This window comes from Nonomuraea angiospora (assembly GCF_014873145.1).
Classification (GTDB): Bacteria; Actinomycetota; Actinomycetes; order Streptosporangiales; family Streptosporangiaceae; genus Nonomuraea; species Nonomuraea angiospora.
This window is the reverse complement of record NZ_JADBEK010000001.1, coordinates 334,052-360,696: the sequence shown is the minus strand read 5'-3', so window position 1 is coordinate 360,696 and position 26,645 is coordinate 334,052. Positions and strand designations below refer to the sequence as shown.

Here is a 26,645-nt window from a genome sequence, read left to right as displayed (position 1 = left end):
CGATCGGGCACGATGGCCGCCATGACCTTGGGAACGATGACGGAGCCGCCGTCCGGCGTGCTGGCGGCCTTCGGACTGGCCGCGCCCGTCCGCCCGCTCGCCGGCGGACGCGGACGGAGCTTCCGGGCCGGCGACGCGGTCGTGAAACCCGTGGACAGCGCGGAAGAGGCCGACTGGTCCGCGCGGGTGCTCGCCGCCCTGCCCCCCGCGGCCGGATTCCGTGTCCCCCGCCCGCTCCGCTCCCGCGACGGGGCCTACGTGGTCGAGGGATGGTCGGCTGCCGAGTTCCTGGAAGGCCGGGAGGGGCCCGCCGGGAAGTGGGGGTCGCTGATCGCCGCCGGCAGGGCGTTCCATCGGGCGTTGCGGCACGTCCCGCGCCCGCCCCTGATCGACCGGCGCGACGATCCCTGGGCGGCGGCTGATCGCGTCGCCTGGGGCGAGGCGCCTCTGCCGCGCTCCGCCAACGCCGATGAACTGCTCGGCAGACTGGGTGGGCTCGCAGGTCCTGTGACGGCTCCCAGCCAGCTCATTCACGGCGATCTGACCGGGAACGTACTGTTTCACCCCGGACAGCCACCCGTCGTGATCGACTTCTCGCCGTACTGGCGGCCGGTCGCGTACGCCGAGGCCGTCGTGGTCGCGGACGGGCTGCTCTACCACCAGGCGGAACCGGAGCTCATCGAGACCGTTCTGCCCGGCCGCGAAGGACTTCACCTGCTGGCCCGCGCGCTCATCTTCCGGCTGGCTACGGCGGCCATCTGGGAGGGCCGCGTTCCCGAGGAGGAGCTGACCCGCTTCGCGGGCGTCACCCACCTCGTGGAAGAGCGCGGCGGCCTCAGCTGGTGAGGGTCAGGCGCCGGAAATTGGGCGGCGTCGCCCGGACCGGGAGGGATAGTGTTGCGCGCGTGATTTCCTCCCGCCTCCGCGCATACCGATCATCCCAGGCAGGCCCCGTGGACGATGCGCGCTGACGCGCGGCCGGTGACCCGGTCGCTGTGGCGAGATCGCGACTTCCTGATCTTCTGGTGTGCCCAGACGCTGTCCGTGGCGGGCGACTCGTTCGCGCTCATCGCGGTGCCCCTCCTCATCCTCGACATCACCGGCTCCGTCGCCCAGATGGGGCTGCTCACCGGCGTGTCGGGGGCGGCGTCGGTGGCGGCCGGGATCTTCGCGGGGGTGCTCGCCGACCGGTTCGACCGGCGCCGGCTGCTCATCGCCTGTGACGTCATCCGGCTCGTGCTGTACGTGGCGATCCCGGTCACCTGGGCGTTCGGCCGGCACGTCTGGCTCCTGTACGCGGTGCTGCCGCTGGCCGCCGCCGTGGGCATGGTCTTCCAGGTCACGTACGTGGTGGCGGTCCGCGGCCTGGCCGGCGAGAAGCGCGTCACCGAGGCCAACAGCATGCTGTACGCCACGGCCGCCGCGGCGGGCATCCTCGGCCCCACCCTGGCCGGGGTGGTCAGCGGTCACCTGGGCCCGACCGCCGCGATCGCCATCAACGCCGCCAGCTTCGGCCTGTCCGCGCTCGGCGTCCTGCTGACCCACCCCTCCCGGTACGCCGTCGAGGCCGTCGAGCCGGCGGAGCCCACGCCCGACCGGCGACCGTGGCGGGAACTGCTGGCCGGGGCGGAGTTTTTGCTGCGGCACCCGGTGCTGCGCACCCTGACCATCCTGCTGTCGTTCTTCATCTTCATGACGCTCGGGCTGACGGACATCGTCATCTACCGGCTCAAGCACGACCTCGGCCAGCCGGATTCCGTGGTGGGCGTCGTGCTGGGGGTCGGGGCGGTCGGCACGATGGCGGGTTCGGCGCTGGTGGCCCGGATGCGGCGGATGCTCGGGTTCGGGCCGTTGTGGATCGGGGCGCAGATCGTGTCGGGCCTCGCCATCCTCAGCCTCGGGCTGGCCGGCTCCGTGTGGGGCGTGGCCGCCATCATGGCCCTCTACCTGGCGTGCGTGAGCCTGGCCGGCATCAACTCCATGTCGCTGCGGCAGCAGGTGACGCCCGCTCACCTGCTGGGCCGGGTGACGTCGGCGTTCTGGACGATCCACTTCTCGCTCGGTCCGGTGGGCGCGGCCGCGCTCGGCTGGGGCGCCGCGCGCTACGGCGCGACGACGGTGTTCGTCGTCGCGGGGGCGTCCTGCCTGCTGCTGGCGCTGATCGCGCTGGCCACGCCCGTACGCCAGCGCCACCCCGAGAAGGCCTGAAGCCGCGCGCATGGCGACGGACGGCACCGCCGGAAAGCGATTGCTGAGGCTGCCTGATCGCCCCTAGGGTGGCGGGCATGTCCCTGTTGAGCTACGACCGGATGCGGGCCGAGATCGCCGGGCAGAGCGAGCTGCTGCGATCGCTGATCAAGGACGCGGACATGAAGACGCCCGTCCGCACCTGCCCTGGATGGTCTCTGGGGCAGTTGCTGCGGCACGTCGGCGAGGTCCATCGCTGGATGGAGACGGTCGTGGCGTCGCGGTCCGTGGAGCCGGTCTCCGACGAGCGGATCAACGACCTCGGCGCGTACACCGACGAGGTGGCGAGCGTGCTCGATCCCTGGCTCGGGGAGGGCGCGGAGCGGCTGGTGGAGACGTTGCGCGGGGCCGAGGGGCCCGTGTGGACGCCGCAGGGGCTGGACACGCCGGCGTTCTGGGCGCGGCGGGCGCTGTTCGAGACCGTGCTGCACCGGGCCGACGCCGCGCTCGCCCTGGGCGCCGGCTTCGAGGTGGACGACGAGGTCGCCGTCGAGGGGCTGGAGGAGTGGCTGGGGTTCAGCTGCGTGCCGGAGGCGTACGAGGGGCACGGGCTGCTCGGCCCGGGACGGGCGCTGAGCTTCAACGGCGAGTGGCTGGTCGACCTCGGCGGGGACGCTCCCGCCTGGAGGCGCGGGCACGGGGACGCCTCCGTGACGGTTCGCGGGCCGGTGAGCGAGCTGCTGCTGTTCGTCTACCGGCGTCCCGCGCCGAAGGTCGAGGTCTCCGGGGATTCGGCGCTGCTGGAGCGGTGGCTGGAGCGGTCCGGGTTCTGGCTGGAGGAGGAGGACGGCTGAGTCCGGCCCCATGAGCAGGCCCAGCCTGGAGGAGCGCCTGGCCGGCCTCGGGATCAACGGCCTCCAACCGCTGGGGCGGGGCCTGGAGTTCTCCGTCTTCGTCGGCCGGCCGGCCGACGGCGGGGGCCCGGTCGCCGTCCGCGTCGGCGAGCGCCGCTTCGACTCCAACGCCAACGACCCCCGGGTGGACACCCGCGCCCTGCTGCGCCAGGAACACCGGCTCACCCGCCTGCTGAGCGACCACGGGCTCCCCGTACCCGAGCCCGTCGCCCTCGTCCTCGCCGAGACCCCGGACGAGCCGGACCTCCTGATCAGCCGCTACGTGGAGGACGACGGATCCGAGCTGGACTCCTTCCAGCTCGGCGAGCTCCTGGCGCGCCTCCACGCGCTCCCGGTGCCCGGACCGCGACCCGTCGCCGCCGAGCACCTGCCGGCGCCCCGGCTCCTGGTCGGCCGGATCCTGCGCCGCTGGCGTGAGATCGCCCGCCTCACGGACGGCTGGCCGCCGCCGCCCTCCCCCGGACGGCTGCTCCCGATCGCCGCGCCGCTCAGCCGCGGCGCCCTGCTCCACCTGGACGTCCGCAGGGCGAACGTCCGCTGCCACCAGGGCCGGGTACGCGCCCTCCTCGACTGGTCGAACGCCCTGCACGCCCACCCCGCCCTGGAGTTCGGGCGCCTGGGAGAGTTCGCCAGGCTCCCGGAGAACCAGCTCGACCTCGAGGCGTTGCGCGCCGGCTACGCGCGCCACGCCGAGCCCCCGCCCGACGCCGGACCGCTCGCTCTGCTGTGCCGGCTCGACGCGGCGGTGATGCTCGCCCTCGTCTTCCTCTCCGAGTCACCCGACCCCGCCCGCGCGGACACCGCCGTGCGACGGGTCCTGGAGCTGGCCGCGCCCTGAGGGTCAGGCGGCCGGGTCGTCCCCGATGACCGGGCCTCAGCGTCGTCGGCCTGGTTGCCGACGTGGCAGTTGTTCGAGCACTGGCCCGACCAGCGGCAGTCGGAGTAATTTCCCATCATGGTCAAATTACGTTACGCCGGATGGGCAGGCGCCCTCCGGCGCAAGGCCGTCCACTTATCCGTCGCCGGAGTCGTCACTGTCGGGTCTCCGATCGGGCTCGGCTCGTCGTTCGCGAACGCGTCGGCTTCGAACACCCCTCCCAATGCCGTCATCACCTGGGACAGAAACGCCCAGACGGCGATATGGGACATTGCCGGCCAGCAACCACAGGTCCAGGCGCGCAGCTTCGCGATGGTGCACGGAGCCGTTTACGACGCCGTGAACGCGATCGCCGGCACTCCCTATCAGCCGTACCTGATCGCGCCGCCTGCCGATGGGACCGAGTCGACGGACGCGGCCGTCGCGACCGCGGGCTTCCTCGTGCTGAACGCTCTGTTCCCAGAACAGCAAGCGAGGCTGCGGACGCAGTACGACGAGGCGCTGGCCGCGATTCCCGACGGTACCGCCAAGCAGCGCGGAATCACCGTGGGCACTCAGGCGGCCGCTGCGATGAACGCCGCACGACAGAACGACGGAGCGTTCGGAGACCAGACCTGGACCGTGGGCACCCAGCCCGGTCAGTGGCGGCCGGCGCCACCCGCGTTCGCCTCCGACGGAGCCTGGGTCGGTGACCTCAAACCGTTCCTCATCCGCAGCGCCTCCATGTTCCGCACGTCCGGCCCGCCATCGCTCACCAGCCACCGGTACGCCCGGGACTTCAACGAGGTCAAGTCCATCGGCTCGGCGACCAGCGCGGTCAGGACGTCCGACCAGACACAAGCCGCGATCTGGTGGCACGACCGGCACCTGGCCGAATGGGAGATCAAGCGCCAGCTGGCGACGACGCGGCAACTGAACACGTTGCAGACGGCGCGGATGTTCGCGATGGTCGACCTGGCCGAAGCCGACGCCACGATCGCCTGCTACAACGAGAAGGCGGCCTGGAACTTCTGGCGGCCGGTCACCGCGATCCGCCTGGCCGGCACCGACGGCAATCCGGGAACGGCGGCCGACCCCGACTGGACGCCGCTGCTCGTCACACCACCGCACCCCGACTACACGTCCGGACATACCTGCTTCACAGCGGCGAGCATGTCGGCGCTGGCGTATTTCTTCGGCCGCGACGACATCCCCTTCAGCGGTTACAGCGCCGCCTCGGGTACCACCAGGTATTTCCGCAGTTTCTCGCAGGCGCTGGCCGAGGTCGTCGAAGCCCGCATCTGGGGCGGGATCCATACCCGGACGGCCGACGTCGAAGGCGCGAAGATCGGCAAGAAGGTCACCGCTTTCATGGTCGCGCACTACTTCAAACCGAAGAGGTAACACGGGCACACCGGGTCGCCGCCCCTGGAGCCGCAGACGCTCACCGAACGCGCCCTGCGCCCGGCCGTCCCCGCGGCGCACCCCTTGGCCTGCGGGGACTACGTCGACGTGGCCGGCCTGCGCGCTACCTCCAAGCCGCTGACCGGCCGGCCGCTCAGTCGGGGGCGGCGAGGCCCCACCGTTCGAGCTCAAGGATCCGCTCCCGCGGCACGACGCCGCAGCGCGCCGCCCATTCCGCCCAGGCGCGGGCGAGTTCGCGCACCGTCTCCGGATGGCGGGCGGCCACGTCCGACAGCTCGGCGGGGTCGCACTCGACGTCGTAGAGCTCCCAGTCGCCGGGGTACTCGCGGACGAGCTTCCACCTGCCGCGCCGCACCGCCGCGTTGCCCAGATGTTCGTAGAACTGGCAGCGCTCGGGATCCCCGGCGCCGCGGAGGGAGGCGAGCATGCTGCGGCCCTCCAGCGGCAGCGGGTCCCGGCCCGGAAGGTCCACGGGGTACGCCGCGCCGGTCGCCTCCAGCACGGTCGGTACGAAATCGGGCAGGTAGTGCGGGTCCCGGCAGATCGTCCCGGCCCGGTCGCCCAGCCCGGCGGGCCAGTGCATGATGAACGGGCTCGCCACGCCGCCCTCGTGTACCCACCGCTTGAACAGCCGGAACGGGGTGTTGGACACGTTGGCCCAGCCTGGCCCGTATGACATGTGCGTGTCCTCGGCGCCGGGGGCGAGTTCGGGCCGGTTGCCGACGTACACGTCGCGGCCGTCGCGGGTGGCGGCGGACACGAACCGCTTGCCGCGGGCGACGTAGTCGCGGCCCAGGCCAAGGGGCAGCTCTTCGGCGCAGCCGCCGTTGTCGGAGAGGAAGACCAGCATCGTGTTGTCCAGCTCGCCGGCCGCGCGCAGCTCCTCCACTATCTTGCCGATGCCGCGGTCCATGGCCTCGACCTGCGCGGCGTAGACCTCCATCCGGCGCTGCTCCCACTGTGGGTGCTCGACGTCCTCCCAGGGCGGCACGAGCGGGTTCCGGGGGCTGGGGACGGTGTCCTCGCCCAGGATGCCGAGCGCGCGCATCTTGGCGAGCCGCCGCTCGCGCACCGCGTCCCATCCGTCCTCGTACCTGCCGGCGCAGCGCTCGACGTCGGCATCGAGGGCGTGCAGCGGCCAGTGCGGCGCGGTGTAGGCGACATAGCAGAAGAAGGGCCGCTCGCCGTACCGGGCGCGGTGGTCCCGGATGTAGCCTGCGGCGGTCCCGGAGATGGCGTCGGTGTAGTAGAAGCCGGGGTCGTCGAGCGCCTCCCCCGACACGTCGCGCTCGCCGCGGGTGAGGCGGCGGGGCGCGTAGTAGTTCCCACCGCCGTCGAGGGTGCCGTAGAAGTGCTGGAAGCCGCGCCGCATCGGCCACGCGTCCGACGGCACGTCCTTTTCGTGCGAGAGATGCCACTTGCCGCTGAGGTACGTCACATAACCGACCGCGCCGAGCACCTCGGCGATGGTGAGGCAGCGGTTGTTCAGGCTGCCGGGGTAGCCGCCGGGGCCGTCGTCCGCGGTGAGCACTCCGATGCCGGTCTGGTGCGGGTGCAGGCCGGTCAGCAGCGAGGCGCGGGACGGGCTGCACCGGGCGGTGGTGGTGAATCTGGTGAGCCGGATCCCGGCGAGGCCCAGGGCGTCGAGGTGGGGTGTCTCGATCTCGCTGCCGTAGCAGCCGATGTCGGAGTAGCCCATGTCGTCCGCGAGTACGAGTACCACGTTGGGGCGGTCGGTCATCGTCATCCCCTCCTGGTCATCGGACCCTAGAACAAAAAACCAATCATGTGAATGGTTTGTTGGCGGTTTCTGCGCCACAAAACAAATTAGGGTCACGGTATGTCCGTGAAGGAACCGGCGTACGAGCAGTCCCGCGAGCCGTCGGGCAAGGAGCGCCACGCGACGCGGGGATACGCCAAGGGGCGGGCCCGCCGCCAGGAGATCCTGCGCGCCGCCTTTCGGGCCTTCGCCGAGCAGGGCTTCCGGGCCACCTCGATGCGCGAGATCGCGGAGATGGTCGGACTGAGCCAGGCCGGTTTGTTGCACCACTTCTCGTCCAAGGAGGAGTTGCTGGAGGAGGTGCTGCGGCTTCGCGACGAGGAGCAGACGGCCTTCATCGAGCGCTTCTTCCAGGAGGACAGCGTCGATGAGCTCGGCTACCTGGCGCGGCTGGTGGAGGCCAACTCCCGCCAGGCCGGGCTGGTCCGGCTGTACACGGTGCTGTCGGGTGAGTCGGTCAGCCCGGGGCATCCGGCGCAGCCGTACTTCCTGGAGCGGTACGCCGAGACGCGCGGACGCGTCGAGGGGCACCTGCGAGAGGCGCGCGACCAGGGGCGGATCGACGCCGGGGCCGACCTGGCGGCGGCCGCCTCGACGATCATCGCGGTGATGGACGGTCTCCAGGTCCAATGGCTGCTCGACCCCGCCGCCGTGGACATGCGGTCGGCGTTCCGGACCTTCCTCGACTCCTACCTGCGCGGACTCGCGCCGCGACCCTCACGGTAGGGAGTCTGGGGGCGCCAGGCGCGGCCAGGGTCCCGATCCCGCGGGCCGTCCGCGAACCGGCCGGGCACATACGGGGCTCACGGGGACGTACTGCTACAACCAAGGAGAGCGCATACAAGGAGGTTCCGTGACGATCCAGTCAACGGCCGCGGATTTCCTGGCGGCAGGCGAGCCTGTGCAGGGCTCCGAGGTCGAGGTGGAGCGGCTCGTCGATCTGGCCTACGCCCCACCTCAGCCGGAGGACGGCCGCGGCCACCTGCTGGACCTGTACGTCCCGGCCGGCGGGGGCCCGTACCCGCTGGCCATCTGGACGTCGGGGTCGGCGTTCCGCTCCGACGAGGGCAAGCAGGGCGCGGCGGAGGTCGCCGCCTTCCTCAACCCGGCGGGGTACGCCGTGGCCGGGGTGAGCGTGCGGGCCAGCGGGCAGGCCGTCTTCCCCGCCCAGGTCCACGACGTGAAGGCGGCCGTACGGTGGCTGCGCGCGAACGCCACGCGGCATCGGCTCGACGCGGACCGGTTCGCCGTCATGGGCAACTCCTCCGGCGGCTGGGTCGCCACGATGGCGGCGCTCACCGGTGACGTACCGGAGTTGGAGGGCGAGGTCGGCGTCGTGGGGCCGTCCAGCCGGGTGCAGGCGGCCGTCGACCTCTACGGGCCGACGGACTTCCTGCAGATGGACGCGCACATGCCGCCCGGCGCCCGCGAGGAGTTCAACGCCCTCCTGGGCCTGTCCGACTGCCACGACGACCCGCGGTCCCCCGAGTCGCTCCTGATGGGCGGCCCCATCCGGGAACGCCGTGAGGCTGTCACGCTGGCCAACCCCGTCACGCACGTCACCGCCGGCATGCCGCCGCTGCTGATCGTGCACGGCCGGGCGGACCGGCTCGTCCCGGAGCACCAGAGTGTCCTGCTGTTCGAGGCCGTCGCCGCGCGGAACGGCACCGCCCTGTTCTACTCCATCCCTGAGCTCGGGCACGAACACTCTTTCCTCACCGACCCTGCGCGGGCCGAAGGCCACGTCACCATGTGGACGAGGGCCGGGCAGCGGGGGCTCCTGCCGCAGGCGCCGCCGCCCACCTGGGAGACGGTTGAACGGTTCGTCCGCGCGGCCCTCGGTTCCCACGCCGCCCGCGACGACGAGGCGGCGACGGCGTAGGGCACCGCGAGCGGATCGCGGGTTGCGGTGGTTCCTCGGCGTAGGCGAGACTCGGCGGCAGTCGCGAGGTGGGCGGAGGGGACGATGGGCACCGCTGACAAGGGCAACGCCTATCTGGAACGGGTCGTCGCGCAGCAGGCGGTGCTCGAGGACGACCTCAGGGCACGCCGCGCCGCCTCCGGCGAGCCGGCGCCCCCGGCGGGGCCGCTGGTCAAGCGCGAGCGGGCCATCGGCGGGGCGGCGCCCGACAGGGCGGCCCCGGGCCCGGTGGACGTACGGATCACCGGGTTCTGGCGCTGGAAGAACGTGCTCGTCCCGCCCAACGCCTTCGTGGTGCACACCCGGCGTGGCCGCGAGAAGCCCCTGCACGTCGGCCTGGGCGTGTCGTTCCGCTTCAACCCGTCCACCGACTCGTTCCTGGTCGTGCCGGGGGCCACCCAGACCATCCTGATCAACGCCTACTGCGTCTGCCGCGAGCTCCAGGGTGTGCTGGTGCAGGGGTACGTGCAGTGGATCATCCACACCTTCCCCGTGGCCTACCGCAAACTGGACTTCAGCGATCCGCAGGACCCGATGCGGCTGGTCAACCTTCAGTTGCGAGAGCAGGCGGAGGCGGCCATCAAGGACAAGGTCGCGACCATGGGCGTGCGTGACGTGCTCAGCGACAAGCAGCCCATCATCGAGGAGCTGACCGCCCGCCTGCGCGCGGTGGCCGAGGGCGAGGACGACAGCGACCAGGGGCTCGGTCTGCGCATCGTCACCGTCCAGATCAAGGAGGCCGTCGTCAGCTCGTCGCGGCTCTGGGAGAACTTACAGAAGCCCTACCGCGCCGAGCAGGGGCAGCTCGCCCGCCTGGCCGAGCTGCAGTCCGAAGAGGCGATCACCCAGCGCGAGATGGCCGCCGAACGGCTCAAGGAGACCCAGCGCCTGGAGAACGAGCGGGAGCTCGCCGGGCTGCGGGCCCGTAACGACGCGTGGCAGTTCGACACCGAGGTGGCCGAGCGGCTGAGGCGCACCCAGCGGCGGCATGACGACTCCAGGGCGGTGGCGGAGCTGGAGACCCAGACGACCCTGCACGCGCTGCGGATGGAGCGCGAACGGCACACCGAGGAGTCCGAGACCGGCAGGCTCCGGATCGAGCGGGAGCAAGAGCTCAAGAGTCTGGAGCTCGCCGGCGAGCTGGAACTGGCGCGTTCCCGGGCGCTGGCCGACCATGAGCGGGCGCTGCTGGACGTGGAGCGGCTGCGGATGCGGGCCGACATCGACAACCAGCAGTCTCCGGCCAGCCTGCAGGCCAAACTGATCGGCTTGCTGCCCGAGATCATGGCGAAACTCCCCAAACCGGAGGAGCTCCGCATGGTGTCGATCAACGGCAGCGACCGGACCACCGTGTCGGGCCTGCTGGCCGAGCTCGCCGCCATGGTCGGAGTGCTGCGTTCCGCGATCGACCGGGACACCCCGGGTTCCTGATCGGCGAGTTCCCCGTTGTTCCGCAAGCGGCCCGTGCCGCCCGGGTTCGCCGGGCATGCTCTCACGAAGATCCACCTCACGGCCCGGTTACCTATTCCAGCGGGCCGGCGCGCACGGTTTTTGAGGCTACGCTCCTGATTCGATCTGCCTGCCACGTCCCTAGATTGGTCGCCATTCGGGCTCTCGGGAACGTGGAGGAACGCGTGCGCAGAAGAACCACAGGTCTGGCCACAGCCTTAGCTCTCACCGTGGTGACCACCATGCCCGCAGCGGCGCTCGCCTCGGCGGGGCCCCCACGCGGGCCCGTGCTGCTGTCGCCGCAGTCGACCGATGTCAAGACGTTGCCCGAGCCCACGGCACTGGCCCTGGACAGGGCACGGAAGCTGGCCGAGCAGCACCCCGACGACTTCGGCGAGCCGTGGGTGGATCCGGAGACGGGCCAGGTGGTCCTCGGAACGGTGACCGGCACCGGCAACCGCCTGGCCGCCGATCAGGGGAAGGACGTCGTCCAGCGGCCGGTCACCCGGAGCAAGGCCGTACTGGAGAAGATCAAGGATGGCGCGATCGGGGAGCCGGCGGCGGACGTCCCCGATGCGGAGGCCATCCGGATGACCCGCATCGACGCCGAGCACAACCGGGTGATCGTCACGGTGAACAAGACCACCGACGCGATGCTCCAGGCGCTGACGGCAAGGTACGGAGCCGACGCGTTCGCCGTCGAGGTCGATCCCGCCTTCAACCCCACGAAGTCCAGCCGCTCCGACGACGGGCCCGACAACTGGGGCGGAGCCGCGGAGATGACGATCCGCCAGTCCCCCGACGGGAACGTGGTCGGATGCTCCTCCGGCATCCCCGTCTGGCTGCCGGGCGACAAGTCGGGGATGCTGACCGCAGGCCACTGCGCTCCCAAGGGCGGCTTCTTCTTCAACGGCAACGACACCGACTACATGGGCTGGGTCAGCGAGAACACCAGGGAGAACTGGTACGACGGGCGGGGCTCCACGCTGTTACCCGGCCAGAGTGAGTTCAGAGGCGACCTCGCGCTGATCGAGATCCCCAACGGGACCAGCGGCTACTACATCTACCGCGGATCCGTCAGCAACCCCTACACCTCGATCATCGGCCAGCTCGCGCCGCGCCGCGCCGGGGTGGGCGACTCGTACTGCAACAGCGGCTACAAGAGGGGCGAGCTTTGCGGGTGGAAGGTCTACAACTACGGCGTCAACATCAATTACAGCGGCGGTGAGACCGTCCGCAATGTCGTGGCCGGCTCCAAGGACGGCACGTGCACGGGCCACGGCGACTCGGGAGGCCCGACGTACTACGTCATGTCGAACGGCCGCGTTCAGGTGAAGGGCATCCACTCGGGCGGCAGCAATCTGGACGGCTCGGGCGACTGCAGGGAGTACTTCACCGACGTGTGGGACGCCCTCGACGCCTTCCCCGGGATCTTCCCCCGCGTGCTGCCCTGACTCTGGCCAGGGCGCGAAGAAGGCGGCACAATGATCAACTGTGCGCGGGGCGTCCTTGACGGGCAGGGTGCGGGAACGGCAGGTCGTCGACGGGCTGCTGGCCGGCATGGCGGACGGCGGGAGCGGCGCGCTGATCATCAGGGGCGGGCCGGGCATCGGCAAGACCGCGCTGCTTGAGCACGCGCGCGACACCGCGCAAGACGTACGCCTGCTGTGGGCCAACGGCGTGGAATCCGAGGCCGAGCTCCCTTTCGCCGGACTGCACCAGCTCCTTCAGCCCGTCATGCACAGGCTGAAGGAGCTGCCGCGCACTCAGGCGGCCGCCCTGCGCGGCGCGATGGGGCTCGTCCCCGCCACCGGGGACCGGTTCCTTGTCGGCCTCGCGGTCCTGACGCTGCTGGCCGGCAGCGGTCCCGTGCTCTGCCTGATCGACGACGCACAATGGCTGGACAGGTCGTCCGCGGACGCGCTGATCTTCGCCTCCCGCAGGCTGACCGTCGGGGGCGTGGTGCTGCTGTTCGCCGCCAGGGACGACTGGCCCGCGCTCGCGGGGCTTGACGAGCTCCCCCTGTCGGGGCTGGACCCGGCCGCCGCCGAAGCGCTGCTGCGTGAACGGGCGCCCGGGCTCACTCCGCAGTTGCGCGAACGGATCATGAGCGAGGCGCTCGGCAACCCGCTCGCGCTGATCGAGTTCGCGAAGACGGCCGGGGTCGCCGATCCGCAGGGTTTCGGCGCCCGCGGCCTGGGAGGTTCGCAAGGGTCAGGCGCCCCGCAGGCCCCTCTGCCGGTCACCCGGAAATTGCACGAGACGTTTCACCGCCAGGTCGACGCGTTGCCGGAGGCGGTGCGACGCCTGTTGCTCCTCGCGGCCGCCGATGACACGGGCGACCTGGAGCTGGTCCTTCGTGCCGCGGAGCTGGCCGACGGGCAGGCCGAAGCCGAGCGGGCCCTCGAATCGGCCGAGACCGCCGGCCTGATACGGATCGACGGTGGCCTGCTGGCGTTCCGGCACCCACTGGTCAGGTCGGCCGTCTATCAGGGCGCGCCCTTCACCCGCCGCTGCGCGGCGCACCGCGCGCTCGCCGACGTCCTGCTCACCTACGGCGAGAGCGCCGACCGCAGGGTCTGGCACCTGGCCCTGGCCGCCACCCGTTCCGATGACGCCATAGGGGCCGCCCTCGAAGGGGTTGCCCACCGGGCGGGCGGGCGGACCGGGTACGCCACCGCGGCCGCCGCCTACGAGCGGGCCGCCCACCTGACCGCCGATCGCCGCCAGCGCGGCCTGCGGCTCTCCTACGCGGCCGAGGCGGCCGTCCAGTCAGGTCAGCTCGGGCAGGCGCGTGACCTCGCGCGTCGCGCCGAGCCCCTCACTCACGACCCCGCCCGGCTGGCCGGTCTGGCGAGGGTGCGCGCCGCCGTGGAGTTCGAGCTGGGCTTCCCGTCGGACGCGGGAGAGGTCCTGGTGAAGAGCGCCGAATCCATCGAGCGCACCGATCCCGAGCGCGCCGCGCTGATGCTCGCCCACTCCATCCGCACCTTCTCCTTCAGCGGTGACGCCGGCCGGGCGCACGATGCCGCGCAGCGGCTGAGCCACATCGACGTGCCACCGGGCTCAGGCCTGACGCCGCTGGTCAGGGCGATGCGGGCGATGGCCGACCTGCTGGCGGGCAGAGGAGGCGTCGCAACCCCCATTCACGAGCTGATCGCGGCGGCGCACGACCTGCCGGCCCACCGGCCCGCCGAACGTCTCCTCGCGGCCTCACTCGCCCTCATCACGGCACAGGACACGGTCGCGCTCGAGCTGGCCGAGCCCGTCGCGGAGCACGCGAGGACGCACGGCATGGTCGGGATCCTGCCACATGCGCTCGAGATCATCACTGAGGCGCAACTGCTCGGCGGACGGCATCTGGACGCGCTCACCAACGCCACCGAGGGCTACGACATCGGCCGCGACCTCGGCCAGCTCCACCGCCTCGCCCATCTCGGTGGTCTGCTGGCCTGGCTGGCCGCGATCAGCGGCGACCGCGAGCGGTGCCGCATGCTCGCCGAGGCCGCCATCCGCTATGGAAACGACCACGGAGTGGTGCCTGCCGGGGCTCTCGGCACATGGGCGCTCGGCCTGCTCGAGCTGGGCACGGGGCGCGCGGCGCACGCCGTCGGCCATCTGGAGGCCACGCGGCATCCCATCGTCGCCGTGTGGTGCGCCGCCGACCTGATCGAGGCGGGGGTACGCGCCAACCGGACCGACGTCGCCGAGCGGTCGCTGCGGACGCTCATGGAGTGGACCCGGACGGTGGGGAGACCTTGGGTCTCGGCCATGGCGCTTCGCTGCCGAGCCATGACGACCTCGGGCGGTGACGCCGGGGAGTACTTCGAGGCCGCGATCGAGCTCCACGAACGATGCGCGCAGCCGTACCAGCATGCCCGCACGCGCCTGGCCTACGGCGAGTGGCTGCGCAGGCGACGCAGCCGGGCCAGGGCGGGGATCCAGCTCAGGACCGCCCTGCGGATCTTCGAGGACCTCGGCGCACGACCGTGGGCGGACCGGGTGCGGGCCGAGCTGGACGCCGCCGGCGAGGCCCGGCCGGAATACGGGACCGACGCGGCGAGCCTGCACCGGCTCACGCCCCAGGAACTCCAGGTCGTACGGCTGGCAGCGGCCGGCCTCAGCAACCGCGACATCGCCGGGCAGCTCTTCCTCAGCCCCAAAACGGTGGCGCAGCATCTCTACAAGGCCTACCCCAAACTCGGCGTGACCTCCCGAACCCAACTCGACCACCTGGATCTCGGAACCCCCGCGGCCACCGGCCGACCGTGACCGAGCACTGCGGGCTGACCTCGGGCGCTACCGCCTGCACCCGGTGGAGTGGAACACCGGTGAGGCGGCCGGCCGGGTTCGAGCTGGCCTGGCCCCAGGTGAGGGGATACTGACCACATCCGGACTTTTGGTCTTACGTACGTGTTCATGGCTCAGTTAATGTGAGCCGGTGTGATCACGACGTGTTCTCTCCTCGCTCGTGGCTCGTCACCGCGATCATCGGCGCGGTGCTCAGCACGGCCGTCGCCGTCCCGGCAGCCGCAGCCCACTCCCCTGCCAAGGTCACCGACCCCGTACGCCACGTCGATCCGCTGATCGGATCGGCCAACGGCGGCAACACCTATCCCGGCGCCGTCCTGCCGTTCGGGATGATCTCGTGGAGCCCGACCAACACGGCGGGCGACCAGACCAACGCCGCGGGCGCCAACGGCTACTCCTACAACGCGCCCCGCGTGCGGGGCTTCGCGCTCACGCACGTCAACGGCGCGGGCTGCCATCCGGGGGCCGCCGGGGACGTCCCGATCATGCCGTTCGCCGGCCAGGTCACCTCCTCGCCGACCGCGGACACGACCGACGCGATCTACGCGAGCACGTTCACCCACGACAAGGAGAGCGCGCGGCCCGGCCGGTACACGGTCACGCTGGACTCCGGCGTCAGGACCGACCTCGCGGTCACGACCCGGGCGGGCGTTGGTGAGTTCACCTTCCCGGAGGGCTCGCCGGCCAGCCTGCTGTTCCGGGTGTCCAACTCGCTCAACGGCAGCGAGGACGCCGAGATCACGATCGACCCCGCCACCCGTACGGTCACCGGCTCGGTGCTGACCGGCGCGTTCTGCGGCCGCCGGGCCAACGGCGGCGTCAACAACCGCAAGAGCTACTACCGGCTGCACTTCGCCGCCACGTTCGACCGCGCCTTCGCCGCCACCGGCACCTGGGTGAACGGCGACCTGCGCCCCGGCACGACGACGGCGAGCGGCGGCGAGGGCTACGCCACGGGCGCCGACCGCGCGGGCCGCGGCTCCGGCGGGTACGTCACCTTCGACGGCGCCGACGTCCGCATGAAGGTCGGCATCTCCTACACCAGCCTGGCCGCGGCCAGGCAGAACCTGGCCAAGGAGATCTCCGGGCGGGACGACGTCGCGTCCGTGGCCGCCCGGGCCACCCGCGCCTGGAACGAGCGGCTGCGCTCGGTCGAGGTGGCCGGGGGCTCGGCGGACCTGCTGACCACGTTCTACACGGCGATGTACCACGCCTACCTGCAGCCCAACGTGACCAGCGACGTCGCGGGCACCTACCTCGGCAGCGACCGGAAGGTGCACCGGCTGGCCCGGGGCCAGGGCGTCCAGTACGGCAACTTCTCCGGCTGGGACCAGTACCGCGCGCACACCCAGCTCCTGGCCCTGCTCGAACCGCGGGTCGCCGGCGACTACGCCCAGTCCCTGTACAACCTGGCGCGGCAGAACGGCGGCGTCTGGGACCGCTGGGTACACGTCAACGGCCCCACCCACGTCATGACCGGCGACCCGTCGGCCCCGGCGCTCGCCGGCTTCTACGCGCTCGGAGTGCGCGACTTCGACGTGCGCGGCGCCTTCGACTCGCTGCTCGCGCAGGCGACCGTGCCCCATCCGTCCGGCCTGTCGGACAAGGGGTGCCCGGGGCAGTGCGAGGGCCAGCGCCCGAACCTGGCCGAGTACCTGCGGCTCGGCTACGCGCCCCAGGACACCTGCCACTGCTGGGGCGGCGCGGCGGAGACGCTGGAGGACGCGACCGCCGACTTCGCGCTCGCGGACTGGGCGGACCGGCTCGGCCGCACCGCCGAGCGCGACCTGCTGATGCCGCGGGCGAGCTGGTGGCGTAACACGTTCAACCCGTCGGCCGGGCCCGAGGGCGGCTACCAGCAGGCGCGCAAGGCCGACGGCACCTGGCTGTGGCCGTTCTCGGCGACCTCCGACGCCGGTTTCGCGCAGGGCACCAGCGCCACCTACACCTGGATGGTCCAGCACGACGTCTCGGGGCTGGCCGCCGCCATGGGCGGCCGGGAGCAGGCGGCCAAGCGGCTCGACACGTTCTTCCACCGCGCCGACGGCTCGTGGGCGACCGGCGGCGACGGCTTCCGCTACGACCCGACGAACGAGCCCGGCATCCACGTCCCGTGGCTCTACAACGCGCTCGGCCGGCCGTGGAAGACCCAGGAGACGGTACGCGCGATGGCGTCCCTCGTGTACCGGACCGGCCCCGGCGGCCTGCCCGGCAACGACGACCTCGGCACCATGTCCGCCTGGTACGTCTTCGCCGCGCTCGGCATGTACCCCCAGACGCCGAGCCGGGCCGAGATGCTGCTGTCCAGCCCCATGTTCGCGAAGGCGTGGATCAAGCGCGGCAACGGCCGCACGATCACCGTGAGCGCCCCGCAGGCCGCCCCCGACGCCGTCTATATCCAGGACGTGCGGGTCAACGGCCGGGCGCACACCCGCTCCTGGCTGCCCGAGTCCCTGCTCAACGAGGGCGGTGACGTCGTGGTCACCGTCGGCGCCACCCCCGACACCTCGTGGGCGACCGCACCCGGCGACCTCCCCGTGGACCGCGTCCCCGCCGCCGGCGCCCCGATCCCGAACCTGCCGGCCGCGTGCGAGCCGTCCGGCTCCTCCTGCGCCCAGAGGATCCAGTACGACGTGGACGGCGTGGCCACCACGGACGCCAGGTCCCAGGGCAACCTGGACGGCAAGGGCTGGAGCTTCCCGGCCGAGCAACTGCCCGAGCCGGGCCTGCGCACGGTGTCGGGCGGCGCCTACCTGATCCCGGAGACCAGGGGCACGGCGGGCAACTTCCACAGCCTGCGCGGGCAGCGCACCTACCTCACGCCGGGCCGCTACCAGGCCCTCGACCTGCTGGTCACGGCCGTGAACGGCGACCAGCAGACCGAGCTCACGATCACCTACGGGGACGGCACGACGTCCACGGCGCCGCTGAAGGTGACCGACTGGGCGAGCGCGTCACCGCGCTTCGGCGAGGAGGCGGCGATCACGGCCGGTACCCGCTACAACGTCAACGGCACCGCCGACGGGCGCAAGGTGAGCGTCTGGCGGGTGTCGGTGCCGGTGGACGCGGCCCGCGAGACGGTCTCGTTCACCAGCCCGGCGATGCCCAACGTCAAGATCTTCGCCCTCACGACCCGCACCTGACCACCCGCGGCGCCCGGCCCGCTACGGGCGGCGGGCCGGCGCCGTGGTGAAGGCGGCGCGGTCGGGGTCCGGGAGCCATTGGCGGCGCGGGTCGAACGGCTCGTAGGTGTCCGTGACGTACCGGACGAGCCGGGCCAGCACCGGGTGATGGCTGTGCCGGTGGAAGATCAGCGAGCACGGGTACACGAGGGCGGGGGCGACGACCGGGATCTGGACGGTGCGCGGGTTCCAGGGCATCCGCAGCCGCCCCCCTACGAACCCGATCCGTTCGCCCGAGGCGATCTGCTCGGTGAAATACTCCCAGCCGAAGTCCGGCCCCGCCGTGTCGAGCGGGATGTCGAACGCGGCGCTCAGAATGTCGTAGTACTCGGCCCACTCGCTGCCCGGGACGTTGCCGGGCATCCACACGGTCACCCCGGACAGGCGCTCGACCTCCACCTCCCGCAGGCCGGCGAGCGGATGGTCGCGGGCGGCCAGCAGATGCACGGGGTCGAGGTAGGCAGGCACGTGCCGGAGGTCCTCCTCCAGCGTCCCGCTGACGCGGGCGAAGGCGGCGTCGATGGACCCGCGGGCGAGCGCGCCGCGTGCCGATCGGAGCCCGTTGGAGGTGACGACCTCGACGTCCGCGTCCTCGACGCTCTCGTGGAACCTCCGGATCAGGTCGCTGGAGTGCATCCGGGTGTCCATGACGTCGACCCGCAGCGAGCGGCGCCGGCCGCGCAGGACTTCGCGGGCCTGGTCGGCGATGCCGACGAGGGCGCGGGCGTGGTGCAGGAACGCCTTGCCGTCCTCGGTGAGGTCGGCCCCCGTGCGGGTGCGGGAGAACAGCCGTACGCCGAGGTCGGACTCCAGCTTGGCGATCCGCTTGGAGACGGCCTGCTGGCTGATGCGCAACCTGGCGGCGGCCTCGCTGAAGTAGCGGTCCTCGGTGATGACGACGAAGGCGCGGACGGCGGCGAGATCCAGGTCGGGCGCCATCTCTTCAACCACCGTTGGTTGTGGTTCTTCGGTGTGTCGATTGTTGGACAACCGGGCCTGCTCTCGGGTCGAATGCTCGGGTTCGCGGGTGAGCCTACAACCAGGAGGCGTGGTCTCGATGGGATCTTTCGTGCATCTCCATGTGCATACGGAATACAGCATGCTCGACGGCGCGGCCAAGGTCGGGCTGTTGATGGATGAGGTCTCCCGGCAGGGGATGCCCGCGGTGGCGATGAGCGACCACGGGAACGTGCACGGCGCGTACGAGTTCTACCAGGCGGCGCGCAAGGCGGGGATCAAGCCGATCATCGGCATCGAGAGCTACGTCGCCCCGCTCTCGCGGCGGCACCGGCAGCCGGTGTACTACAGCGACAACCTCGCGCTGCGCCGCTCCAACGACGAGACCGGCGAGGGCGGCGACGTCTCCGGGCGCGGCCTCTACACGCACATGACGATGTGGGCGACCGGGGCGCAGGGCCTGCGGAATCTGTTCCGGCTGCAGTCGCGGGCCTGGCTGGAAGGCCATGTCCAGAAATATCCGCGTATGGATGATGAATTGCTCGCCGAGCACGGCCAGGGCATCGTCGCCACCACCGGCTGCCCGTCCGGTGAGGTGCAGACCAGGCTGCGGCTCGGCCAGTACGCCCAGGCCGTCGAGGCCGCCGCCCGCTACCGCGACCTCTTCGGGAGGGACAACTATTTCCTGGAGCTGATGGATCACGGCCTGGCCATCGAGCGCCGGGTCCGCGAGGAGCTGCTCAGGCTCGGCAAGGAGCTCGGCCTGCCGCCCCTGGCCACCAACGACTCGCACTACGTCACCGAGAGCCAGGCCCCGGCGCACGACGCGCTGCTGTGCGTGGGCACCGGCAAGCGGCTGGCCGACGCCGACCGGTTCCGGTTCAGCGGCAGCGGCTACTACGTCAAGTCCGCCGCCGAGATGCGCGCGCTGTGGGACGCCGAGGTGCCGGGCGCCTGCGACAACACGCTGCTGATCGCCGAGCGGGTCGGCGACTACGGCGAGGTGTTCGCCCACCGGGACCTGACGCCGCGCTTCCCCGTGCCCGAGGGCGAGAGCGAGGCCAGCTGGCTGCGCAAGGAGACGCTCGAAGGCGCCCGCCGCCGCTACGGCCGGCCGTCGCAGGAGGTGCTCGACCGCATCGACTACGAGCTGTCGGTCATCGAGGCCATGGGCTTCCCCGGCTACTTCCTGGTGGTGGCCGACATCTGCCGCCACGCCCGGGAGCGCGGCATCGGCCTGGGCCCCGGGCGCGGGTCGGCCACCGGCTCGATCGTCGCGTACTGCACGGGGATCACCCAGCTCGACCCGATCGAGCACAAGCTGATCTTCGAACGCTTCCTCAACCCCGAGCGCATCTCCATGCCGGACGTCGACCTCGACTTCGACGACCGGCGGCGCGACGAGATGATCGACTACGTCACCCGCAAGTACGGCGACGACCGCGTCTGCCAGATCGTCACCTTCGGCACCATCAAGGCCAAGGCCGCCGTCAAGGACTCCTGCCGCGTGCTCGGCCTGCCGTACGCCCTGGGCGACCGCATCACCAAGGCGTTCCCGGCGGCGGTCGGCGGCAAGGAGATCCCGCTGGCCGCCATCCACGACAAGGGCCACCCCCGGCACGGCGAGGCGGCCGAGCTGCGCCAGATGTACGAGCAGGACCCCGAGGTGAAACGGGTGCTCGACACCGCGGCCGGGATCGAGGGCCTCACCCGCGGCACCGGCATCCACGCCGCGGGCGTGATCCTTTCCAGCGAGCCCCTGATCGACGTGATCCCGCTGGTCAAGCCCAAGGCCGACGGCCCGATCGTGACCGGCTTCCCCTTCACGCAGGCCGAGGACATGGGCCTGCTGAAGATGGACTTCCTCGGCCTGCGCAACCTCACGGTGATCGGCGACGCGATCGCCAACGTCCGGGCCAACAAGGGCGTCGACATCGACAACCTCGACATCCCGCTCGACGACGCCACCACGTACCGGCTGCTGGCGCGCGGCGACACGCTCGGCGTCTTCCAGCTGGACGGCGGCGGCATGCGGGTCCTGCTGAGGCTCATGCAGCCCACCACGTTCACCGACATCGCCGCGGTGAACGCGCTCTACCGGCCCGGGCCGATGGAGATGAACGCCCACACCAACTACGCCCTGCGCAAGACCGGCAAGCAGCCGGTCGAGCCGATCCATCCCGAGCTGGAGGAGGCCCTGGAGCCCATCCTGGGCGACACCTACCACCTGGTCGTCTTCCAGGAGCAGGTCATGGCCATCGCGCAGCAGCTGGCCGGCTACTCCCTCGGCGCCGCCGACATGCTGCGCCGGGCCATGGGCAAGAAGAAGAAGGAGGTCCTGGACGCCGAATGGGACCGCTTCTCCGCCGGCATGAGCGGGCGCGGCTTCTCCGACGAGGCGATCAAGGCGGTCTGGGACGTCCTCGTCCCCTTCAGCGGCTACGGCTTCAACAAGTCCCACACCGCCGGGTACGGCCTGGTCTCCTACTGGACCGCCTACCTCAAGGCCAACCACCCCCAGGAGTACCTCGCCGCCCTGCTCACCTCCGTCGGCGACGACAAGGACAAGATGGCCGTCTACCTGTCGGACTGCCGCCGCCTGGGCATCAAGGTGCTGCCCCCGGACGTCAACGCCAGCCGGCTGGACTTCGCCGCCGTCGGGTCCGACATCCGCTTCGGCCTGGGCGCCGTACGCAACGTCGGGGCCGGCGTCGTGGACGCCATCGTCGCCGCCCGCGAGGCCCAGGGCCCCTACACCGACTTCAACGACTTCCTCGGCAAGGTCCCGGCGGCCGTCTGCAACAAGCGCGTCATCGAGTCGCTGGCCAAGGCCGGCGCGTTCGACAGCCTGGGGCATCACCGCAAGGCCCTGGTCGCGATCCACGAGCAGGCCGTGGACGCGATCATCGACGTCAAGCGGAACGAGGCCCGCGGCCAGGACTCGCTGTTCGGGGAGCCGAGCCAGAGCGACGCCTTCTCCATCGCGATCCCCGAGGGCGAGTGGGACGGCGTCACCCTGCTGGCCTTCGAGCGCGAGATGCTCGGCCTGTACGTCTCCAGCCACCCGCTCGACGGCGCCGAGCGGATCCTGGACGCCAACCGCGACACCACCCTCGCCGACCTGCTGGCCTCCGGGCGGCAGGACGGGGCGACCCGGATCAGCGGCATCATCTCCGGCCTGCAGCGCAAGGTGACCAAGCAGGGCAGCCCGTGGGCGATCGTCACCCTCGAGGACCACGACGCCGCCATGGAGGTGCTCGTCTTCCCCAAGACCTACACCCTGTACGGGGAGGCGCTGGCCCAGGACCGCGTGATCTCCGTGCGGGGCCGGATCAACGTCCGCGACGAGACGATGAGCGTGTACGGCGAGGAGATCGCCCTCCTCGACGTCTCCCGCGCGGACACCGAGCCTCCGGTGGTGATCTCCATCCAGGAGACCCAGCTGAGCGCGCGGCTCGTCCAGGAGTTCAAGCACATCCTGACCACCCATCCCGGCCGCGCGCCCGTACACGTGCGCCTGCACCGCCCGGGCGCCAGGAGCGTGCTGCTGAACCTCCAGCCGTTCCGGGTCACCGCCGAACCGGCGCTCTACGGAGACGTCAAGGCTTTGCTGGGCGCGGACGCGATCGGCGGCGCATGACCGGGGACCGGCCCTGCCCCCGCTGCCGCACCGGCAGCGTCCTCGCCGTGCTGCGCCTGCCGCACACCTGGACGAACGCGGCGGGCAACGAGGTACGGGGCGTCAGCGAGGTCCTGTTGTGCGCCCGCTGCGACGCCGGCGACCCCGCCGCCGGGCCGATCGTCACGTACTTCGCCGTGCACGGATCCGTCCGGCCGGAGCACGCCGCCCAGCTCGCGCGGGGGCTGCGCCACTGGGCCGAGCGGGCCCGGCCCCCGCGACCGGACGAGAGCGCGCTGGCGGCCGAGACCGAAGCCTGGTATCGCGGCGAGCTGTAGTCAGGCGCCGGCGTCGGCGTACTGCGCCACGCCCTCGCCGAACGACCAGTCGAGCAGCGAGTTCTCGGTGACCGTGACGAACACGTTGCGCGGCTCGGTGCCCGCGTACTCCTCGGCGAGCTCCGCGATCCTGCGGTAGAGGGCCTGCTTCTGGTCGGCGGTGCGCCCGGCGCGCATGGTGACGGCCACGAACACGAGGTCGTCGTCCCGGTGGATCCCGAGGTAGCCGTCGTCGTAGCGGAACGTGCCCCGCGTGCCGTCATGGCTGGTGAGCACCTGGAACAGGTCGTCCCGCGGGATGCCGATGGCCTCCACCAGGGCGTCGTGAACGGCCCGGCCCAGGGCCTCCAGCCGCTGCGGATCCGCACGGAGCGCGTCGATCCGAACAAAGGGCATGGGTTCCTTCTTTCACAGCGATTCGATCAGGGGCTGGTCGCCGGTGAGCAGGTAACTGGCCACGAACGTGGCCGGCTCGGTGGCGGAGAGGTTGTCGAAGCGGCGGACGGTCGCGCCCGCGGGCTCGAAGAAGGCGCTCCCTGCGCGGAGCTCCTGGGCGGGGTGGCCGTCGAGCTCGTACACGATCCGGCCGGCGGTGACGTAGCCGGCGACGCCGCCGGGGTGGGTGTGCGGGCCGCTCGCCGCCCCCGGCGGCAGGGTGACCCGGTGCGTCTCCACCCGGTCGATCCGCCCGGGGCGGCCGGTCAGGTCGCCGGTCACCAGGTGCTCGCGGTTGATGGCGCTCATGCGGGTGCTCCCTTCACTGGGCATGTCCGGCGAGCAGGCCGAGCGCGCCGTCCACGGCCTGCGCGTACACCTCCGCGTCGGCGGCGGCGCGGGCCAGCACATATCCGCCCTGCAGCACCGCGACCAGCGCGGTGGCGGTGGCCGCCGGGTCGGGCCCGGCGGCGAGCTCGCCGTCCGCCCGCGCTTCGGCGAGGACGGCGGCCAGCCGGGTCCGCAGCCAGGAGAAGGTCTCCTCGACCGGACGGCGCAGCTCGGGATCGGCCATCACGTCCGGGTCCTGGGTCAGCCGGCCGACCGGGCAGCCCCGCAGCGCGTCGCGCTCCCGGCTCAGGTAGGCGGTGATCCGCTGGAGCGCGGTGCCGGGGCCGGACAGCTCCGCCTCCGCGCGCCCGCGCATCTCCTCGGCGCTCCGGGCGATCGCGGCCAGCGCCAGGTCGGGCTTGCCGCGGAAGTGGTGGTACATGCTGCCCTGGCCCGCCCCGGAGCGCTGCTGGATCGCCTTCGGCGAGGTGCCCACGTAGCCGCGCTCCCACAGCAGCTCACGGGTGCTCTCGATCAACCGTTCCCTCATGTCCACGCCACGAGCGTACATACTAGTAGGTACAGAAGGCAACTAGGTCGTGACGACGATCTTGCCGAACTGGGTGTTGGACTCCATGTGCCGGTGCGCCCGCACGATCTCCTCCAGCGGGAACACGCGGTCCACCACCGCGTGGAAGGCCCCGGTGCGCAGCCCCGAGGCCACGAACGCCGCCGCGCGGCGCATCCGCGACGCATCCCGGGTGATCTCATGCACCGTGTACGTACGCAGGTTCAGCGCCGGCATGCCCAGGTCGAACCCCGGATAGGGCGTCGGCTGCCCGCTCTGCGCACCCCACAGGAACAGCGTCCCGTCCGCCGCCACGGCCCTGGCCAGCTCCGTCACGCCCGGTCCGGCGACGGCGTCGAAGACGTACTCGGCGCCCCGGCCGCCGGTCAGCGCCAGGATGCGGCCCGCCACGTCCTCCTCGTCCGAGACGATCACCTCGGCCGCGCCCTCCTCCACCAGCCGGCGCCTCTTGGCGTCGGTGCGGGTGACGGCGATCGGCGTGGCGCCCAGGCGGTTGGCGGTGTGGATCGCGGCCAGGCCGACGCTGCTGGAGGCCGCGTTCACCACCGCCACGTCGCCCGCCCGCACCCCGCCGACCTCCACCATCGCGCCGTAGGCCGTCAGGTAGGGCATCCACACCGCCGCGCCGGAGACGGCGTCCACCCCGTCGGGGCGCGGCACGAGCGAGCTCGCCGGCGCGATCGCCCGTTCGGCGTACATGCCGTAGTCGTTGTAGGAGAAGTTCGGCACGACGCTGACCGCCTGCCCCTCCTCGAACCCGTTCACCTCCGGGCCGACCGCCTCGATCACACCCGCGGCCTCGGAGCCGAGCCCGGCCGGGAACCGCTTGACCGGCTCGATGTACCGGCCGCTCCGGAACAGCGCCTCCGCCCGGTTGACCCCGATCGCGTCCACCCGGATCCGCACCTCACCCGGCCCCGGCTCGCCCGGCTCCACGTCCTCCAGCCGCATCACCTCGGGCCCGCCGACCTCGTGGAAGCGCACAGTCCTCGTCATGGCAACGTCCTTCTCTCAGCTCGAACGCGGCTCACTGTAGAGAGAAGTACGATCGTCGTCAAACTTCGATGTCTGTCGTACTATTGGCCCATGGGACGTACACCGCCGCACCCCGAGGTGTCGGAGTTCGGCCTCCAGCAGGTGCTGGAGGCCCTCGTGGATCCGGTACGCCGGAGCATCGTCACGCAGCTCGACGCCTCCGACGCGGACATCAAGTGCGGCGACTTCGACATACCGGTCAGCAAGTCCACCGCCACCCATCACTTCAACGTGCTGCGCGAGGCGGGCCTGATCCGGCAGTACTACGTCGGGACCGCACGGATGAACACCCTGCGCCGGGACGAGATGGACCAGGCGTTCCCCGGCCTCCTCGCCGCCCTCACCACCCCCCAGGCCCGCGCCGCCCAGCCTCTCGCCGGCTGACCGCACCGGACCGGCCGGCTTCAGAAGCCGATGAGCTCCGGCGCCCGGGCGACGGGTCCGAGCACGGCACCCAGGGCGGTGCACAGCTCGGCGATCGTCTCGGGCGGCAGTTCGAGGCGGGCCTCGAACGTGGTCTCGGTGCCCAGGGCGTCGGCGGCCTCGGGGGTCAGCTCGAACCGGAGCGCCGCCCCGTCCAAGGTGATGGAGCGCACGCCCTCGTCGGTGCCGCGCATGCCGTGGCGAGCCACCCAGTAGGCCTGCTCGTGGCCCATCACGAGGAGGTGCCCGGCCTCGGCGTCATCGGCCGATTCCAGCAGGAAGACCGCGCGCTGGCGGCGCTCGTCGCTCCGGCCGAAGTCGCGGCAGGTCATGGTCGTGGCCGGGACGTAGGTGACGTCCCCGTGGATCGGCGGCGGCGGACGGCGGTCGGAGTCGTCGTCGTCCCATCGGCTGTAGCGACGGTCGTAGCGTTCGCCGTACGTCGTGGGAATGCCGATCGGCGCGGCGGTCGGCAGCGCGGCCAGCAGCCAGCCGGGCGACTCCGTGCGCGGGAACGTGGTCAGCTCCGCCAGCGCCGCGGGCGCGGGCACGTCCTCGAACGGCGGCGCGGAGCAGTCGACGCGCCCGGTGTAGCCCCGGCTGCCGGCCGGGAACGCCAGCTCGCAGGTGAACCAGGTGCCGGAATCGGCCTGGTAGGAGAGCTCGCGCAGGCGCTGGAACGGCTCGTCCAGCCCCTCGGCGGCGATCTCGCGGCCGTCGCGGGTGAGCGTGGTCCGCGCGTGCGGGCCGACCTGGGCGCGGCGGACCTCCAGCCGCGTCCAGCCCGGCTCGGCGGCGGCGCGGGCGAGCTCGCCGATCTCCAGCCGCAGGGCGTGGCCCTCGTCGTGCCGGGTGCGCCAGTGTCTGTTCTTTCCGGATCGTCTGGCCGCCATG

At 71.7% G+C, this 26,645-nt stretch carries 21 protein-coding genes; 14 read left to right on the top strand and 7 right to left on the bottom strand.

Annotation, left to right across the window (positions count from 1 at the left end; genetic code table 11):
• Positions 1–21 precede the first annotated feature (21 nt).
• The 5 genes from H4W80_RS01610 to H4W80_RS01590 all read left to right on the top strand — a co-directional run bounded on the left by H4W80_RS01610 (position 22) and on the right by H4W80_RS01590 (position 5,361).
• Positions 22–846, top strand: coding sequence for a TIGR02569 family protein (locus tag H4W80_RS01610; RefSeq protein WP_192783414.1), 825 nt, complete (start codon positions 22–24; stop codon positions 844–846).
• Positions 847–960: 114 nt separating this feature from the next.
• Positions 961–2,208, top strand: a complete 1,248-nt coding sequence (locus tag H4W80_RS01605) for an MFS transporter (RefSeq protein ID WP_192783413.1) — start codon at positions 961–963, stop codon at positions 2,206–2,208.
• Between the two features lie 77 nt (positions 2,209–2,285).
• Complete coding sequence (locus H4W80_RS01600; RefSeq protein WP_192783412.1) at positions 2,286–3,041, top strand: maleylpyruvate isomerase family mycothiol-dependent enzyme; 756 nt, start codon at positions 2,286–2,288, stop codon at positions 3,039–3,041.
• Between the two features lie 10 nt (positions 3,042–3,051).
• Positions 3,052–3,939: a phosphotransferase family protein gene (locus H4W80_RS01595; protein ID WP_192783411.1), complete on the top strand. Its 888-nt coding sequence runs from the start codon at positions 3,052–3,054 to the stop codon at positions 3,937–3,939.
• A 117-nt stretch (positions 3,940–4,056) separates the two neighbouring features.
• Entirely contained in the window at positions 4,057–5,361 is a 1,305-nt protein-coding gene (locus H4W80_RS01590; RefSeq protein WP_192783410.1) for a vanadium-dependent haloperoxidase, read from the top strand.
• 154 nt (positions 5,362–5,515) lie between these two features.
• On the opposite strand, the gene H4W80_RS01585 is transcribed toward H4W80_RS01590, so the two are convergent.
• Entirely contained in the window at positions 5,516–7,123 is a 1,608-nt protein-coding gene (locus H4W80_RS01585) for an arylsulfatase (RefSeq protein ID WP_192783409.1), read from the bottom strand.
• 99 nt (positions 7,124–7,222) lie between these two features.
• Here H4W80_RS01585 and H4W80_RS01580 point away from each other — a divergent pair, with 99 nt between their 5' ends.
• The 6 genes from H4W80_RS01580 to H4W80_RS01555 all read left to right on the top strand — a co-directional run bounded on the left by H4W80_RS01580 (position 7,223) and on the right by H4W80_RS01555 (position 17,986).
• Positions 7,223–7,888, top strand: a complete 666-nt coding sequence (locus H4W80_RS01580) for a TetR/AcrR family transcriptional regulator (protein WP_192783408.1) — start codon at positions 7,223–7,225, stop codon at positions 7,886–7,888.
• A gap of 127 nt (positions 7,889–8,015) precedes the next feature.
• Positions 8,016–9,044 (top strand): alpha/beta hydrolase fold domain-containing protein, encoded by a 1,029-nt coding sequence (locus H4W80_RS01575; RefSeq protein ID WP_192783407.1) that lies wholly within the window; start codon positions 8,016–8,018, stop codon positions 9,042–9,044.
• Positions 9,045–9,128: 84 nt separating this feature from the next.
• Positions 9,129–10,514, top strand: a complete 1,386-nt coding sequence (locus H4W80_RS01570; RefSeq protein WP_192783406.1) for an SPFH domain-containing protein — start codon at positions 9,129–9,131, stop codon at positions 10,512–10,514.
• A gap of 260 nt (positions 10,515–10,774) precedes the next feature.
• A complete protein-coding gene (locus tag H4W80_RS01565) occupies positions 10,775–11,986 on the top strand; it encodes a S1 family peptidase (RefSeq protein ID WP_225963180.1) in 1,212 nt (403 codons plus the stop codon).
• A 40-nt stretch (positions 11,987–12,026) separates the two neighbouring features.
• Entirely contained in the window at positions 12,027–14,804 is a 2,778-nt protein-coding gene (locus H4W80_RS01560) for a helix-turn-helix transcriptional regulator (RefSeq protein WP_192783404.1), read from the top strand.
• A 182-nt stretch (positions 14,805–14,986) separates the two neighbouring features.
• Positions 14,987–17,986 carry a GH92 family glycosyl hydrolase gene (locus H4W80_RS01555; RefSeq protein WP_318786658.1) on the top strand — a complete coding sequence of 1,000 codons (3,000 nt, stop codon included), beginning with the start codon at positions 14,987–14,989 and terminating at the stop codon, positions 17,984–17,986.
• A gap of 21 nt (positions 17,987–18,007) precedes the next feature.
• Here the strand turns inward: H4W80_RS01555 and H4W80_RS01550 are convergent, their stop codons facing one another.
• Positions 18,008–18,964, bottom strand: coding sequence for a LysR family transcriptional regulator (locus H4W80_RS01550; protein WP_192783403.1), 957 nt, complete (start codon positions 18,962–18,964; stop codon positions 18,008–18,010).
• A 118-nt stretch (positions 18,965–19,082) separates the two neighbouring features.
• Between H4W80_RS01550 and dnaE the strand changes: the two genes are divergently transcribed.
• Positions 19,083–22,622: a DNA polymerase III subunit alpha gene (gene dnaE, locus H4W80_RS01545; protein ID WP_192783402.1), complete on the top strand. Its 3,540-nt coding sequence runs from the start codon at positions 19,083–19,085 to the stop codon at positions 22,620–22,622.
• Positions 22,619–22,939: a DUF6300 family protein gene (locus H4W80_RS01540; protein ID WP_192783401.1), complete on the top strand. Its 321-nt coding sequence runs from the start codon at positions 22,619–22,621 to the stop codon at positions 22,937–22,939. The genes dnaE and H4W80_RS01540 overlap by 4 nt, the downstream gene beginning before the upstream one ends.
• Here the strand turns inward: H4W80_RS01540 and H4W80_RS01535 are convergent, their stop codons facing one another.
• From H4W80_RS01535 to H4W80_RS01520, 4 genes are read right to left on the bottom strand one after another with little or no spacing between them, the layout of a single operon-like run.
• Positions 22,940–23,335 (bottom strand): tautomerase family protein, encoded by a 396-nt coding sequence (locus H4W80_RS01535; protein ID WP_192783400.1) that lies wholly within the window; start codon positions 23,333–23,335, stop codon positions 22,940–22,942.
• 12 nt (positions 23,336–23,347) lie between these two features.
• Positions 23,348–23,683 carry a cupin domain-containing protein gene (locus tag H4W80_RS01530; protein ID WP_185074468.1) on the bottom strand — a complete coding sequence of 112 codons (336 nt, stop codon included), beginning with the start codon at positions 23,681–23,683 and terminating at the stop codon, positions 23,348–23,350.
• 13 nt (positions 23,684–23,696) lie between these two features.
• On the bottom strand, positions 23,697–24,254 hold the full coding sequence (locus H4W80_RS01525) for a TetR/AcrR family transcriptional regulator (protein WP_225964384.1): 558 nt from the start codon (positions 24,252–24,254) through the stop codon (positions 23,697–23,699).
• Between the two features lie 42 nt (positions 24,255–24,296).
• Positions 24,297–25,289 (bottom strand): zinc-dependent alcohol dehydrogenase family protein, encoded by a 993-nt coding sequence (locus H4W80_RS01520; protein ID WP_192783398.1) that lies wholly within the window; start codon positions 25,287–25,289, stop codon positions 24,297–24,299.
• A 90-nt stretch (positions 25,290–25,379) separates the two neighbouring features.
• Here H4W80_RS01520 and H4W80_RS01515 point away from each other — a divergent pair, with 90 nt between their 5' ends.
• Positions 25,380–25,712 carry an ArsR/SmtB family transcription factor gene (locus H4W80_RS01515; protein ID WP_192783397.1) on the top strand — a complete coding sequence of 111 codons (333 nt, stop codon included), beginning with the start codon at positions 25,380–25,382 and terminating at the stop codon, positions 25,710–25,712.
• A gap of 20 nt (positions 25,713–25,732) precedes the next feature.
• On the opposite strand, the gene H4W80_RS01510 is transcribed toward H4W80_RS01515, so the two are convergent.
• Complete coding sequence (locus H4W80_RS01510; RefSeq protein WP_192783396.1) at positions 25,733–26,644, bottom strand: hypothetical protein; 912 nt, start codon at positions 26,642–26,644, stop codon at positions 25,733–25,735.
• Position 26,645: the final 1 nt, after the last annotated feature.